This window comes from Streptococcus sp. HMSC071H03 (assembly GCF_001813035.1).
GTDB lineage: Bacteria > Bacillota > Bacilli > Lactobacillales > Streptococcaceae > Streptococcus > Streptococcus anginosus.
On record NZ_KV811145.1, the window covers coordinates 84,955 to 100,189 of the forward strand.

Here is a 15,235-nt window from a genome sequence, read left to right on the forward strand (position 1 = left end):
AAAAAACGATTCTCTGTGATTGTTTGAAAGCTGATTGTAGCAAGACCTCCAGTTATGGCGACTAAGAGATAGGCTAGTAACTTTTGCGAGCGCAATTTCATAATAAAACCTGTTAAAGGATAGTCCATTGGCATGAGATATAACAAGCCACTCAAGCTAGCTACCAAAAGCAATAAAAGTAAGCGATTTCTTGTTTGACTCTTCATTTTATTCATGAGCAGCACCTCGCCATAAAAGATATACGAAAGCCAAACTACCTAAAATTCCTAAAATCAAGCTGACGGAAACTTCGTAAGGGCGAATGACTAGACGAGCTACAATATCACAGACCAAGATGAGACAGGAACCAGTTAATGCGGTCAGCCCCTTAATGCGCGTGATATGGTCACCATAAAATTTCCGAATGATGTTTGGAACAATGATTCCGATAAATGGAAGAGAGCCGACTGTAATCATCGTCACACTTGTCGTCAATGCAATGAGAAACAACGTCATTCCCTCCATTTGGTAAAAGGAAATGCCTAGATTATGACTGGCGTCTTCCCCTAGATTCATAATGGTAAACGTGGCTGATAGCTTCCATACTGCAATCAAGATAATCAAACTTAAAAATAACCATTCATATTGATGTTTCTGAATCATGGAAAAAGAGCCTTGTGTCCATGAAGTCATGCTTTGGACAAGATCAAAACGATAAGCAATGATTTCTCCGGCTGCACTAATTACTCCACTGTAAACAATCCCGACAAGCGGTAACAACCATTTTTCTTTAAATGAGAATTTTCTGATAAATCTAATAAAAATAATCGTAAAAAAAATAGCAGATACAAAAGCAAATAGCATTTTTTGCGCTAATGTGGCTGACGGAAAGAGAAATAAACTAAGCAACATACCAAATTTCGCAGCCTCGACCGTTCCAACTGTACTAGGAGCAGCAAAATGATTTTGTGTAACAGTCTGCATAAGAAGTCCGGCAATACTCATACTAGACCCTGCTAGGAGAATGCTAATTGTCCTTGGCAAGCGTGACTCCCAAAATAGCAGCCCGGTCTGCTTATCTCCATGTAGCAGCTGCCACCACGAAAAGTGACTAGAACCAACTGTAATTGAAATCATAACCAGAGCGAGACAAAGAATTCCTAAAAATTTTGTCTGTTTCATTTATCAACCCTTTCTTCAAAGCAACAGCTTCAATAAGATACATCACTAGGCTAACAAAAAAATAAAAGAGTGTTAATTATTTTCTGAAAATTTAATAATTCTGTTTATTTAGAAAAATAGAAAGCTCTACACACCTTTTACACATTTTATCCAGAAAAATTATTCCACAAAAAGTTATTTTTTTGATATAATAAATTAAATAGATAAAATTTATAAAAGTAGGAAAACCATGACAAAAATCAAAATTGTAACGGATTCATCTATTACGATTGAACCGCAAGTTGTAGAGGATTTAGAGATTACAATCGTCCCTTTGTCTGTAATGGTAGACGGTGTTGTTTATTCAGACGCTGACTTAAAAGAAGGAGAGTTTCTTCGTTTGATGCAGTCAAGCAAAAATCTACCGAAAACCAGTCAACCACCAGTTGGTGTTTTTGCAGAAATCTTTGAAACACTCGGAGAAACTGCCGATAAAATCATTTCTATCCATATGTCGCATGCTTTGTCTGGAACGGTCGAAGCTGCACGACAAGGGGCAACCTTGGCAAATGTAGATGTAACAGTGATTGATAGCTCTTTTACGGATCAAGCTTTGAAGTTTCAAGTGGTTGAAGCTGCAAAACTAGCAAAAGAAGGTGCAGACTTTGATGCTATTTTAGCAAGAATCGAAGAAGTACGTGAAAAAACAGAATTGTATATCGGTGTGTCAACGCTTGAAAATCTTGTAAAAGGTGGTCGTATTGGTCGTGTGACTGGGCTTCTCAGTTCGTTGCTTAATATTCGAGTAGTTATGCAAATGAAAAACCATGAATTACAACCGATTGTTAAGGGGCGTGGTGTAAAAACCTTCAAAAAATGGGTTAATGATTTAGTTGAAAGCTTAAAAGATAAAAAAGTAGCAGAGATTGGAATTTCGTATGCAGGAACTGCCGAATTGGCGAACGAAATGAAACAGATTTTGCAACCGTGTGTGGAAAAAACGATTTCTGTTTTGGAGACTGGTTCTATTATTCAAACACATACAGGTGAAAATGCGTGGGCAATCCTCGTTCGCTATGAATAAGTTTGATATCTTTGGAAAAATTGAAAAAAGTTCGTTTTGTGCTTGACCTAATAACATTTTTTAGATATGATAATACTTGTTAGAGTTAGTGACTACTAATTCATAAAATATTTTGGAGGATTTGTTAAATGGCTAACAAACAAGATTTGATTGCAAAAGTAGCAGAAGCTACAGAATTGACTAAGAAAGATTCAGCAGCAGCAGTTGATGCGGTATTTGCAGCAGTAACTGAATACCTTGCAGCTGGTGAAAAAGTTCAATTGATTGGTTTTGGTAACTTTGAAGTTCGTGAACGTGCAGCTCGTAAAGGCCGCAACCCACAAACTGGTGCAGAAATCACAATTGCAGCTTCTAAAGTACCAGCATTTAAAGCAGGTAAAGCTCTTAAAGATGCTGTTAAATAATGCAATTTTAAAAAAACTATTGTTTCAACGTTTCGGCGTTGAGCAATAGTTTTTTTCTTGTAAAAGGGCAGACAAGGAGACTAACTTTATCATTTGCGTTTATTTACAATCATTCTAAATATGCATTTTTCTATTTTCGTGATATAATAAAGGAAAAAATCATGAGCAGGTAGGAAATGAACTCACATCCTTATTTAGAAACCACAGTTCAAGGTGATTATGAAAACGTTATTCAACGATTGAAAACAAAGGGAGTGCGTATTACAGAGACTAGAAAGGCAATCATTGCCTATATGATTCGGACGCATGAACACCCAAGTGCGGAAGCAATTTATCATGATTTACTTCCAGACTTTCCTAATATGAGTTTGGCAACAGTTTATAACAATCTCAAAGTTTTGGTGGAAGAGGGCTTTGTAGAAGAAATTAAAATTAGCCATGATAAGACAACCTATTTTGATTTTATGGGGCATGAACATCTGAATGTTGTCTGTGAAAAATGTGGTCGAATTGCAGACTTTGAAGATGTGGATATTCCTGATTTGAAGCGTGAAGCTGAAGAACAAACAGGTTATAAAATTACAAAGACACAAGTTTTGATGTATGGAATTTGTCCGAATTGTTTGAAAAATGGTTAGGATATTCATGTACACTACTTGAATAAAGAAAATTGGCAAAAATGGAATATTCTCCCGTTGGTACTGGATTTTTTTGAAAAAATTTTGTAAAATATAGGAGTGACTGTGAGACAGTTTTCAAAAATCAAAGGAGATATCTAATGGTAAAATTAGTTTTTGCTCGCCACGGTGAGTCTGAATGGAACAAAGCAAACCTCTTTACAGGTTGGGCTGATGTTGATTTGTCTGAAAAAGGGACGCAACAAGCTATTGATGCTGGTAAATTGATTAAAGAAGCTGGTATTGAGTTTGACCAAGCTTACACATCTGTTTTGACACGCGCTATCAAAACAACAAATCTTGCCCTTGAAGCGGCAGGTCAACTTTGGGTGCCAGTTGAAAAGTCATGGCGTTTGAATGAACGTCACTATGGAGGTTTGACAGGTCAAAACAAAGCTGAAGCAGCTGAAAAATGGGGTGACGAACAAGTTCATATTTGGCGTCGTTCTTATGATGTATTGCCACCAGCTATGGCAAAAGATGATCAATATTCAGCACACACTGATCGTCGTTATGCAAATCTTGATGACTCAGTTATTCCAGATGCAGAAAACTTGAAAGTAACCTTGGAACGCGCTCTTCCATTCTGGGAAGATAAAATCGCTCCAGCTTTGAAAGACGGTAAAAATGTATTCGTAGGTGCACATGGTAATTCTATTCGTGCCCTTGTAAAACACATCAAAAAATTGTCAGATGACGAAATCATGAATGTGGAAATTCCTAACTTCCCACCACTTGTATTTGAATTTGATGAAAAATTGAATCTAGTGAAAGAATACTATCTTGGAAAATAAGTATTTTGATAGTTTAAAGGGTGAAAATCCTTTATTTAAAGGCATTCTAGGCTGTACTCCTAGAGTGTTTTTTGATTTTACTACCCTTTTAACTACCCTGTGCTTTAGATTTTGTGATTTTTGTATAGTAATAGGGTAGTTCCAAAATGGAACACCCTTATAAATTATTGATAGCTGCCTCAAATATTGAGACGGCTTTTTTTGCTCCCTCTTTGGTAGCATGAACATAGGTATCTAAAGTCATTGAAATATTAGAATGGCCTAAGCGATATTGTAAGTCTTTAGGTTCTATACCGCTATATAACATGATAGTAGCATGAGTATGACGAAAACCATGAAATCCTATATCAGATACTCCAGCAGCTTTAAAATGTTTTTTGAGTCTTTTACGTAATGCGTTGGTTTCAACGTACCTTTCTGTAAATACAGAGAATACAACTGTTTCAGAGCGCCCTAGCTGCCATGATTGTATTTGTTGGCGCTTGTTGTATTGTTTTAGCATAAGGATAGTAGCTTTATCAATCTCAATATCTCTTATTCCAGATTTAGACTTTGGACTATTAGTTTTATTGTATCGGTTAATTGTTTTGGTAATGCTAATAGTTCCTTTGTTTAGGTCAATATCAGACCACTCAAGAGCTAACAACTCACCGATACGACATCCAGTAGCTAACAAAGTTTTATATTTTAGTATTATTCCATTATCTGATATATCTACTTATCATAAGTTAGTAAAAAATTGATTTTATTGCTAAAGTCAATAAGATATGAGATAATAAGAACAGGGTAAGTAGAGCAGTGGTTTGAAGAAGGAATACGCTCTATTACAGAGAAATGGCGGTGCAAATCTGTCCGACTACTTATTTTAGCCCCAGAGATGGGGTTTTTATTGTATGGATCGCAACTGGCTGGATTTAGGGTCTATAAATAGTTTAACTTTGTTGAAAAATAATAGATAGGAGAATTAGAAAATGATTGATTTGTATGATAAATTGAACGAACGTATCTATGAGAATTGCAAGATGTATTATAATAAATATTCAAAAATAGACAAAATGACAGATGAACAATCTGGCATCATGGGTGGCCTTTATCAATCTCTAAACATTGTCGCAAATGAGTATCTTATCAACAATAAAAATGACAATCCTAAATATAGGGAGTTACTTAATAATATTGAAAAGCTGCTAAAAATAGCTTAAAGCATCCTTATTTTTATAACATACAATGAAATCATGAGTAGAAATACTTGTGATATTTCTGTTTGAAAGGAGGTCGGAAATTGCCTAGAGATGGGATAAAAGATCTAACCCAAACAAATAAGCCAACAAAAGAAGAAAAGTAACCGCATCTAAAAAAGAAGAAGTGTGAGAATTAAAGTTAGGAAAAAGTACTTAGAAAAGAATTTAATAACTTAAAAGTATTTACATTTAATAACTTTTGAGTTATAATAGAACTAAGAAAAGAGGTATCTTGGTGCATAATATCTATTTTTACAAAGATAAAAACGGGAATGAGCCGGTTTTAGATTATATGCGTGAACTTGCCAGCAAAAAAGGCAAGGATAGTCGTATCAAACTAAACAAGATAAATGACTATATCGAACTACTAAGCCAACGTGGTACACGCGCAGGAGAACCGTATATTAAGCATTTAGATGCTGAAATTTGGGAGCTTAGACCATTGAGGGATAGGATATTATTTGTTGCTTGGATTGATGGCAACTTTGTATTGTTGCATCATTTTATGAAAAAGACGCAGAAAACACCAAAACGAGAAATTGAACAAGCAAAGCGTGAATTACGCGACTTAAAAGAAAGAGGGCTATACAATGAAAAATAGTGCAATTGGTAGTAACTGGAAAGATGTGAGAGCTGAACTTTTTTCCAAAGAGGAAATTTTGGAGAGTGATATGCGCGTGGCAATCATGAGTGAGCTGCTTGATGCTAGAAATGAAAAAGGGATCAGTCAGAAAAAACTTGAGGAACTAAGCGGAGTAAGTCAGCCAGTTATTGCTAGAATGGAAACAGGTAAGACAAGTCCACAACTTGATACTGTTTTAAAAGTCTTGGCAAGTCTTGGGAAAACTTTGGCAGTTGTACCCTTAGAGGGCGAACAGGTAAGCTAGATTTATTAAAAGAGGTGGAATATGACGGCTGAGATTAGTATATTAAACAAGCATGGTATCGTCCTAGCAGCTGATAGTGCGGTAACTGTTAGTTTTGGACAGGGACAAGCAAAAACATATAACGCAGTAAATAAACTGTTTTCTCTTGGTGGACATCATGATATCGGGATTATGATTTATGGGAATGCTGAGTTTATGGATATACCTTGGGAAATTATTATCAAGGAATTTAGGAAAGAGTATTGTACTAAAATATTTGATAGATTGGAAGATTGCTCCGTAGCTTTTCTTGAATTTCTTAAAAATGAAAAATTCAAAAATGATACTATTTCACAACGAATGATTCAATCTGTCATTTTATCATTACTACAGAAGTTGTTGGAGGTTTCAAGTAAAAAAGTCAATAATATACAGGCGGATAATCCAGAACTCCCAATTTCTCAAGAAAAAATAATTGAAATTATTTCGGAAATTATTATTGAAAACCTTAACACAGATAACGATATTATATTATTAGAAAATCTTGATAAGAGAACTTTTGACTCAGACTTCTCAGAATATTGTAAAAGTATATTACGAGAGAATGTTTACTTGGCAGACGAGCATTTACAAAAAATAACGGATATCTTTATAGAATTGTCATACCAAATTGTAATTTCTAAAAATAGTTTTGATTCGATTTCTGGGGTAGTTATAGGTGGATACGGTAGTGAAGAATTATTTCCTTCTTTGGTATCATATGAAATAAGTTATGCTTTTAGAGATGAAATAAAAATTGAAAAGACTAATAGTAACAATGTGGACCTTCTAAACAGCGATGCCTCCATTGTTCCATTTGCCCAATCAGATATGATTTCAACTATCTTGACAGGGATGGATCCCTTTATGAATAAAGTAGTAAGTCAGTCGATTATTGGGCTAAATAATTTATCAGAAGATGAGAAGTATAATATAATCACTCAGATTAGTGAACAGCAGAAACAACAATTTATAAATCCAATTTTGGGTGTTGTAAGAACGTTAGCGTTACCAGAACTAGCAAATATGGCTGAAACTTTAGTAAACTTAACATCTTTTAAACGTCATATAACAGATTCACTTGAAACAGTAGGTGGACCAGTCGATGTTTTAGTGATATCGAAAGGAGATGGACCAATTTGGATTAACAGGAAGGAATATTTTGACATCTCTAAAAATTTGGAGTATTCTAATAGAAAGAGGAGGTAGATTTTTATGTCACTAATTTTTCAAACTTATTTTAAACCGCAAGAAACTAAATATAGTAAAACCGAAAGTCTAAAACTACAGAATTCTCCTATTCTAAACTTGAATCAAAAAGATATTGATTTAACAATTAAAGATGTATATAATGAAATTTTAAAATTAGATAAGCGCAAATAAAAAGTAAAATATGTAAAAAATAGCACCCAATAAGATGCTATTTTCTTGCCTGCTGAACTCATCTATTTAGTTCCTGTTTTACTACCCTTTATGTTTCCTATACTTGTTTCAGTTTGTATTATTTTAGATGATTAGTGAGTAGAAAAAGAAGTTAGACTATACTACTTTGCTGTAATATTTAGCAAGTAAATAATCTTGGAAAATAAGTCCAATATAATATTAAGAGGCTCTGCGTAAGCAGGGCTTTTTAATATTATGCAAAGCTTTCATTTTTTAGCTGTGTTTTTTATCAATGTTTTCCATTTTCCACGACTTCATTTAGGTGGATTTATGGTACAATAAAAGATAGCATTTTGACTAGAATGAGAGATACCATGTCTAAGAAAAAAAGAACATTTAATAGCCATTCAATCCCACGACGCTTGAATTTATTATTTGGAATTGTGATTTTACTGTTTATGAGTTTAATTGTGCGTTTGGGCTATATGCAGGTTGCCCATAGAGATTTTTATACAAAAAAATTAGCGACAGCTAGCAAGACTAAAGTGACAACCAGTTCGGTTCGGGGTCAGATTTATGATGCGAGTGGGAAACCTTTGGTGGAAAATACAACCAAACAAGTTGTCTCTTTCACACGTAGCAACAAAATGACGGCTGCAGAGATTAAAGAAATTGCTCAAAAATTGCTTCCATTGGTTTCTATTTCCAGCGCAGATGTTACTGAGCGTCAACAAGTAGATTATTATTTGGCAGACAGCGAGGTTTATAAGAAGGTCGTTAATCAGCTACCTAAAAATAAAAAATATGGTACAGATGGAAATCGTTTGGCAGAGTCTAAGATTTATAATAATGCCGTTAAGAGTGTTGATGTAGCAAAGTTAAACTACTCAGATGAAGATAAAAAAGCTATTTATTTGTTTAGTCAGATGAATGCTATTTCTAATTTTGAGACGGGAAATATTCGTACGGATGATTTATCAGCTGATCAGATTGCGACAATCGCCTCTAGCTCGAAAGAACTGTCTGGTATCAGTATTACCACCAGCTGGGACAGGAAAGTGTTGGATACTTCTTTGTCTTCTATCATCGGAAGTGTTTCAAGTGAAAAGGCAGGGCTGCCCGCAGAAGAAGTGGATACTTATTTGAAAAAAGGCTATTCCCTTAATGATCGTGTTGGGACGAGTTATTTGGAAAAACAATATGAGTCTACACTTCAAGGAAAACGCGCAGTCAAAGAAATCAATCTTGATAAAAATGGAAATATGGAAAGCGTGAAAAATATTTTCAATGGTAGTAAGGGAAATAATCTAAAATTAACAACAGATTTAGCTTTTCAGAACGGTGTAGAAGACATTTTGAGAAAGTATTTTAGTGCGGAATTAGCGAGCGGAAATGCGACATATTCTGAAGGGGTCTATGCTGTTGCGATGAATCCTAAAACGGGTGCTATTTTAGCCATGGCTGGTCTGAAGCACGATACCAATACAGGAGAACTAACAACAGACTCTCTTGGAACGATTATGAACAACTTTGTGCCGGGTTCTGTGGTGAAAGGAGCTACTTTAACAGCTGGCTGGGAATCTGGAGCTATCACAGGTAACCAAGTTCTGACAGATCAACCGATTTCTTTTGGAGGTTCCTCTGCCATCACTTCTTGGTTCACACAATATGGGGCTCGCCAAATTACGGCTTTAGAGGCACTAGAATATTCATCCAATACTTATATGGTTCAGCTAGCTTTAAATATGATGGGAACGCCTTATACGCCCAATATGGCAATTGATTTGACGAATTTGAACTCCTCTATGGACAAATTGCGTAAAGCTTTTGCTCAATATGGCTTGGGAGCATCTACAGGAATTGATTTGCCAAGTGAATCAGAAGGCTACACACCTAAGAATTATACGTTTGCGAACTACTTAACCAATGCTTTTGGGCAGTTTGATAACTATACTCCAATGCAGTTGGCGCAATATGCTGCAACGGTAGCTAATGGCGGTACTCGTATTGCACCACACTTAGTAGAAGGAATTTATGACAACAATGAGACGGGCGGGCTTGGAAAGCTGATTGAATCCAAGTCAACCAAAGAGCTGAATAAAGTTGATATTTCAAAAGAGAATATGGATTTGATTCGACAAGGTTTTTATCAGGTAGTTCATGGTACAAGCGGATTTACTACAGGGCGTACTTTGTCACAAGGTGAAGCAGTGCCGATTAGCGCCAAAACAGGGACGGCAGAAACCTTTGCAGGTGGAAAGGAAGCCATTAATACGAATGTAGTGGCTTATGCGCCAAGTAACAACCCGCAGATTGCAGTGGCAGTTGTGTTCCCGCACAATACAAACTTATCGTCAACCGTTAGCCATAGTATAACTCGTGATATTATTAACTTGTATCATCAACAGCATTCAATGAATTAGAAAGGATACTATGCTTTATCCAACACCGATTGCAAAATTGATTGATAGCTTTTCAAAATTACCAGGAATTGGCATAAAAACAGCAACGCGTTTGGCGTTTTATACCATTGGTATGAGTGATGATGATGTCAATGAATTTGCTAAAAATTTGCTTGCAGCAAAACGTGAGCTGACCTATTGTTCTATTTGTGGTAATCTAACGGATGATGATCCTTGTGCTATCTGCACCGATGAGACACGGGATCAATCTACTATTTTGGTTGTAGAAGATAGCCGAGATGTATCTGCTATGGAAAATATTCAAGAATACCATGGTTTGTACCATGTTTTGCAGGGATTGATTTCTCCTATGAATGGTATTGGACCAGACGACATCAATCTGAAAAGTCTCATTACACGGTTGATGGATAGTGAGGTAACAGAGGTAATTGTGGCAACCAATGCGACAGCAGATGGGGAAGCGACTTCCATGTATATCTCGAGGGTGTTAAAGCCAGCTGGTATCAAGGTAACGCGCCTGGCTCGTGGATTAGCAGTTGGTTCTGATATTGAATATGCAGACGAAGTAACACTGCTTCGGGCTATTGAGAATCGCACAGAATTGTAAAAAAGAAAATAGAGCTTTCCTTTAAAAGAAAATGGAAGCTCTTTTTCTATTCAAAAACAATCTAAAATATGATATACTAAAAAGCGATTAAATTTGTAAATTTCTTTTAAGATAAGAAGGTTAGGTATAAAAATGGCAAAACAACAAATTATTCTCCTTTACGGTGGTCGCAGTGCCGAACGAAAGGTCTCTGTCTTATCAGCGGAGAGTGTCATGCGTGCGATTGACTATGATAAATTCTTTGTGAAGACTTATTTTATCACACAAGCGGGTGACTTTATCAAGACGCAAGAATTTTCAAGCAAACCTGCTGACAATGAAAAATTAATGACAAACGATAGTGTTGTTGAAAGTCAAAAGATTAAACCAAGTGATATTTACGAAGAAGGGGCAGTTGTGTTCCCCGTTCTTCATGGTCCAATGGGAGAAGACGGGTCTATCCAAGGATTTCTTGAAGTGTTGAAAATGCCTTATGTGGGTTGCAATATCCTTTCTTCTAGTGTGGCTATGGACAAAATCACGACAAAACGAGTGTTAGCTTCTGCTGGCATTCCGCAAGTTCCCTATGTAGCAGTGATTGAAGGGGAAAATATAGACGAAAAGATTGCAGCAGTAGAAGCCAATCTAACTTATCCAGTTTTTACAAAACCGTCAAATATGGGCTCTAGTGTCGGCATTTCTAAGTCTGAAAATCAAGATGAATTGCGCTCTGCTCTTGAATTGGCTTTCAAATATGATAGCCGTGTCTTGATTGAGCAAGGTGTCAATGCGCGTGAAATTGAAGTTGGTTTACTTGAGAATGAAGGAGTCAAAAGCAGTTTGCCAGGTGAGGTAGTGAAAGATGTTGCTTTCTATGACTACGAAGCCAAGTACATTGACAACAAAATCACCATGGATATTCCTGCAAAACTCTCTGAAGATGTCATTGCCACTATGCGACAATATGCAGAAAAAGCTTTCCATGCTATTGGCGGTGTTGGTTTAGCTCGCTGCGATTTCTTTTATACTGATAAGGGCGAGATTTTCCTTAATGAGCTAAATACGATGCCAGGTTTCACTCAATGGTCGATGTATCCGCTGCTTTGGGAAAATATGGGCATTTCTTATACAGATTTGATTGAGAAATTAGTTCTCTTAGCGCAAGAAACATTTACAAAACATGAAGAGCATTTGTTGTAAGACAAGATTGAAAGAGCCAAAAGGTTCTTTTTTCTATTGTTTTAGTATGTCTTTGGCGAGTGTGTGTAAAAGTAGGTTATTCTGTGGTATAATGAGAGAGTTAGAGAAATTTAAGACATATAGGTGAAAAAATGCAATTAACGTTCTATGAAGTAGCTTCTGTATTGAAAGCACAAAATGATGTTCATCAATTTCCAGATTGTACATTTGGAAAGGCAGAATTTGACAGTCGATTGATTGGAGAGGGAGACTTGTTTTTTCCTCTTAAAGGAGCACGTGACGGGCACGATTTTATTGTGACGGCATTTGAAAATGGTGCTGTGGCAACCTTGTCAGAAAAAGAATTGGACGACTATCCTTATATTTTAGTTGATGATGTGTTGGCAGCATTGCAGCGTTTGGCACAGTATTATCTGGAAAAAATGAAGGTAGATGTCTTTGCAGTTACGGGTTCTAACGGTAAGACGACGACCAAAGATATGCTGGCTCACCTCTTGTCAACAACTTACAAGACTTATAAAACGCAAGGAAACTACAATAATGAAATTGGTCTTCCTTATACGGTTTTACACATGCCAGATGACACCGAAAAATTGGTTTTGGAAATGGGGCAAGATCACATGGGGGATATTCACCTTCTGTCCACAATTGCGCAGCCAAAAGTAGGTATTGTGACGCTGATTGGCGAAGCGCATTTAGAATTCTTTAAAAGTCGTTATGAAATTGCAAAAGGAAAAATGCAAATTGTCGACGGCATGAAAGACGGGGCTCTTTTGGTTGTTCCAGCGGACAAGATTATTAATGATTTTCTACCGAGCCAGCTAAATGTAGTCCGTTTTGGTCCAGACGAAGATATTTTCCTAACGAAATTAGAAGAACGAAAAGATAGTTTGAGTTTTGAAACCAATTTCTTAGATAACGCCATTGACCTTCCAGTAACTGGAAAATACAATGCAACAAATGCCATGATTGCAGCTTATGTGGCATTGAAAGAAGGAGTAACACAAGATAAGATCCAAAAAGCATTTGCCACGCTTGAATTAACACGAAATCGCACCGAGTGGAAGAAAGCTAAAAATGGTGCAGATATCCTTTCAGATGTTTACAATGCCAATCCAACCGCTATGCGATTGATTTTAGAGACATTTTCAACGATTCCGTTTAATGAAAAAGGTCGGAAACTGGCAGTTTTAGCTGATATGAAAGAATTGGGGGCTGATTCTAAACAAATGCACGGTGCCATGATAACCAGCCTAAATCCAGAAATTCTCTCAGAAATTTTCCTTTATGGAGAGGACATGGCTGCTCTATTTGCCTATGCTAAGGAAATTTTCCCGCCTGGGAAAGCCCATTATTTTGTAAAAAATGCTGAAAAAGATCAATTTTCTGACTTAGTAAAAGCTGTTAAAGAAGCACTCAAACCAACGGACCAATTGCTGATAAAAGGAAGTAACTCTATGAACTTAGCTAGTTTAGTGGAGAAATTGGAGAATGACGGATAACAATAAAGTACAGTATCTTGCCCTCCTTCGTGGCGTGATGCCAACAGGACCAAATCGGATCCCTAAGATGAGTGATTTGGTTCAAATGTTGGAACAATCTGGTTTAGATAATGTTTCAAGTTATATTCAATCAGGTAATGTGATTTGCGAAACAAGCCTACCAGCTGAAGAATTAGCACAACACATGCATCAGGTGATATTGGAAAGCATTGGTGCAAATTTATCCATTATCGTAAAAGAAAAGTCCGATTTAGAAAGGGCTATTTTAGGAAATCCCTTTTCTGAGGAGTTGGATTCGTCACGGATTCATCTCGTTTTTACAAACAATTACATTTCAACGGAGCAATTGGCAGAACTGCAAGTAATGAACTTTATGGACGAAATATTTGCAGTTGGAACTGCTTGCCTTTATATGTATTTACCAAGAGATGCCAAAAAAAGAAGTTAAATAATAATTTTCTTGAAAAGAAGTTAGGTATTGTCGCCACAACAAGAAAGCTGAGTGTTATCAAAGAATTAAGTAATAGGATGGTTGAGTAGGAGATGAATCTACAAGAATTTTTTACAAGTCATAAAACGGAGGCCCCTCAATTAACTCCATTTTGGTATGGAATGATGTTTTTAGGAATCATTTATGTCATGTATAGTGCTGTAAAATATCATAAAAACAGGCGCTATCAGAACTTTTTGAAAGCTGTACAAGGTTTACAAATTTTAGTGCTTTATGGCTGGTATATTGTGACCTTGTCACCAATTTCTGAATCACTTCCTTTTTATCATTGCAGATTGGCGATGTTTGCTGTTTTGCTACTGCCTGATTCTTCAACCTATAAACAGTATTTTGCGCTTTTAGGAGTATTTGGACCTATTTGTGCATTGGTCTATCCTTTATTTGACCCATTTGCTTTTCCTCACATCACTTTAGTCTCCTATTTAATTGGTCACTATGCTCTTTTGGGAAATTCTCTCACCTATTTGCTGAATCATTATGATAGCGAGTTATTGAGTTTACGGCGAATTGGAGAGATTAGCTTTAGTATGAATCTTTTATTACTATTTGTAAATTTGGTGAGTGGTGGAAATTATGGATTTTTGAAAGTACCACCTTTAGTTGGAAGTCATGGAATGATTGCTAACTATATTTTTGTTTCATTGATCTTGATTTTAGCAATTTTCGTGGTTTCTCTGATCTTTAAACAAATTAGACGAGAACAAGGAGAAACAGTAAGACAGGAAAATTAAGCTATGCTGAATGATTTTTTAACGACTCAAAAGACAGCACCGCCTCCCATTTCTGCTATGGGCTATGTGACGATGATAGGAATTCTCTTGTTCCTCATTTATATTTCAGTTCGCTATGCGCAAACCCCACTGTATCAGAAAACTTTTAAATATTTACAAGCTTTTCAATTAGTTATACTTTATTCTTGGTATTTTGGTTTCCATATTTCATTTGCAAATAATCTGCCTTTTTATCATTGCCGCTTAGCCATGTTTGCCATGTTGCTGCTGCCAGATAAATGCCGAAGCAAACAGTATTTTGCTCTTTTAGGTGTCAGCGGGGCGATTTTTGCCATTGGTTATCCAGTTTTTGACCCCTATGATTTTCCGCATATCACTAGTTTTTCATTTCTTCTGGGGCATTACTGCCTCTTGATTAATTCGCTGGTTTATCTTATCAACCACTATGACAAGCAGATTTTGAAGAAGTATGTGATTGTAGGCTACACTTTTGCCTTGGATTTGTTTTTAGTTGGTGTCAATGCCGTCACTGGTGGAAATTATGGATTGATGACTCATCCCCCGCTTATAAAAGGAGACCGGATCTGGGTGAATTACGTACTTGTCTCACTGGTTCTGGCCACCGCTTTGCTCCTTTTTGATGAATATTTTAAA

At 36.3% G+C, this 15,235-nt stretch carries 16 protein-coding genes and 3 pseudogenes; 16 read left to right on the forward strand and 3 right to left on the reverse strand.

What is annotated here, in order from left to right; translation table 11 throughout:
• Positions 1–206, reverse strand: a pseudogene (locus HMPREF2887_RS01810) (ferrichrome ABC transporter permease); the annotation flags it as partial.
• Between the two features lies 1 nt (position 207).
• Complete coding sequence (locus HMPREF2887_RS01815; RefSeq protein WP_003023723.1) at positions 208–1,161, reverse strand: ABC transporter permease; 954 nt, start codon at positions 1,159–1,161, stop codon at positions 208–210.
• Positions 1,162–1,390: 229 nt separating this feature from the next.
• Here HMPREF2887_RS01815 and HMPREF2887_RS01820 point away from each other — a divergent pair, with 229 nt between their 5' ends.
• From HMPREF2887_RS01820 to HMPREF2887_RS01835, 4 genes are all read left to right on the forward strand, one after another.
• Complete coding sequence (locus HMPREF2887_RS01820; RefSeq protein WP_003023725.1) at positions 1,391–2,224, forward strand: DegV family protein; 834 nt, start codon at positions 1,391–1,393, stop codon at positions 2,222–2,224.
• A gap of 128 nt (positions 2,225–2,352) precedes the next feature.
• Positions 2,353–2,628: an HU family DNA-binding protein gene (locus HMPREF2887_RS01825; RefSeq protein WP_003023726.1), complete on the forward strand. Its 276-nt coding sequence runs from the start codon at positions 2,353–2,355 to the stop codon at positions 2,626–2,628.
• A gap of 176 nt (positions 2,629–2,804) precedes the next feature.
• Entirely contained in the window at positions 2,805–3,266 is a 462-nt protein-coding gene (locus HMPREF2887_RS01830; RefSeq protein WP_021001929.1) for a Fur family transcriptional regulator, read from the forward strand.
• Positions 3,267–3,406: 140 nt separating this feature from the next.
• On the forward strand, positions 3,407–4,099 hold the full coding sequence (locus tag HMPREF2887_RS01835) for a phosphoglycerate mutase (RefSeq protein ID WP_003023729.1): 693 nt from the start codon (positions 3,407–3,409) through the stop codon (positions 4,097–4,099).
• Positions 4,100–4,256: 157 nt separating this feature from the next.
• On the opposite strand, the pseudogene HMPREF2887_RS01840 reads toward HMPREF2887_RS01835, so the two are convergent.
• Positions 4,257–4,793 (reverse strand): annotated as a pseudogene (locus HMPREF2887_RS01840) (site-specific integrase); the annotation flags it as partial.
• A gap of 277 nt (positions 4,794–5,070) precedes the next feature.
• On the opposite strand from HMPREF2887_RS01840, the gene HMPREF2887_RS01845 reads away from it, so the two are divergent.
• The 12 genes and pseudogenes from HMPREF2887_RS01845 to HMPREF2887_RS01895 form a co-directional block, all read left to right on the forward strand.
• Complete coding sequence (locus HMPREF2887_RS01845; RefSeq protein WP_003023732.1) at positions 5,071–5,301, forward strand: hypothetical protein; 231 nt, start codon at positions 5,071–5,073, stop codon at positions 5,299–5,301.
• Between the two features lie 274 nt (positions 5,302–5,575).
• Positions 5,576–5,941 (forward strand): type II toxin-antitoxin system RelE/ParE family toxin, encoded by a 366-nt coding sequence (locus tag HMPREF2887_RS01850; protein WP_003023734.1) that lies wholly within the window; start codon positions 5,576–5,578, stop codon positions 5,939–5,941.
• On the forward strand, positions 5,931–6,227 hold the full coding sequence (locus HMPREF2887_RS01855; RefSeq protein ID WP_084740379.1) for a helix-turn-helix domain-containing protein: 297 nt from the start codon (positions 5,931–5,933) through the stop codon (positions 6,225–6,227). The genes HMPREF2887_RS01850 and HMPREF2887_RS01855 overlap by 11 nt, the downstream gene beginning before the upstream one ends.
• Positions 6,228–6,248: 21 nt before the next feature.
• Complete coding sequence (locus HMPREF2887_RS01860; RefSeq protein WP_003023737.1) at positions 6,249–7,454, forward strand: hypothetical protein; 1,206 nt, start codon at positions 6,249–6,251, stop codon at positions 7,452–7,454.
• A gap of 6 nt (positions 7,455–7,460) precedes the next feature.
• On the forward strand, positions 7,461–7,628 hold the full coding sequence (locus tag HMPREF2887_RS10220; RefSeq protein WP_003023739.1) for a hypothetical protein: 168 nt from the start codon (positions 7,461–7,463) through the stop codon (positions 7,626–7,628).
• A gap of 362 nt (positions 7,629–7,990) precedes the next feature.
• Positions 7,991–10,051: a penicillin-binding protein PBP2B gene (gene pbp2b, locus HMPREF2887_RS01865; RefSeq protein WP_021001927.1), complete on the forward strand. Its 2,061-nt coding sequence runs from the start codon at positions 7,991–7,993 to the stop codon at positions 10,049–10,051.
• 10 nt (positions 10,052–10,061) lie between these two features.
• Positions 10,062–10,658, forward strand: coding sequence for a recombination mediator RecR (gene recR, locus HMPREF2887_RS01870; RefSeq protein WP_021001926.1), 597 nt, complete (start codon positions 10,062–10,064; stop codon positions 10,656–10,658).
• 132 nt (positions 10,659–10,790) lie between these two features.
• A complete protein-coding gene (locus HMPREF2887_RS01875) occupies positions 10,791–11,837 on the forward strand; it encodes a D-alanine--D-alanine ligase (RefSeq protein WP_021001925.1) in 1,047 nt (348 codons plus the stop codon).
• Positions 11,838–11,968: 131 nt separating this feature from the next.
• The gene (gene murF, locus HMPREF2887_RS01880) at positions 11,969–13,339 is read left to right on the forward strand and encodes a UDP-N-acetylmuramoyl-tripeptide--D-alanyl-D-alanine ligase (protein ID WP_021001924.1); all 1,371 of its coding nucleotides are present in this window, start codon (positions 11,969–11,971) and stop codon (positions 13,337–13,339) included.
• Positions 13,329–13,879 (forward strand): annotated as a pseudogene (locus HMPREF2887_RS01885) (DUF1697 domain-containing protein). The gene murF and the pseudogene HMPREF2887_RS01885 overlap by 11 nt, the downstream one beginning before the upstream one ends.
• Positions 13,880–13,882: 3 nt before the next feature.
• Positions 13,883–14,581 carry a YwaF family protein gene (locus HMPREF2887_RS01890; RefSeq protein WP_003023748.1) on the forward strand — a complete coding sequence of 233 codons (699 nt, stop codon included), beginning with the start codon at positions 13,883–13,885 and terminating at the stop codon, positions 14,579–14,581.
• Positions 14,582–14,587: 6 nt separating this feature from the next.
• Positions 14,588–15,235 (forward strand): YwaF family protein (locus HMPREF2887_RS01895; RefSeq protein ID WP_186821893.1); only part of this gene is annotated, 648 nt, incomplete at its 3' end.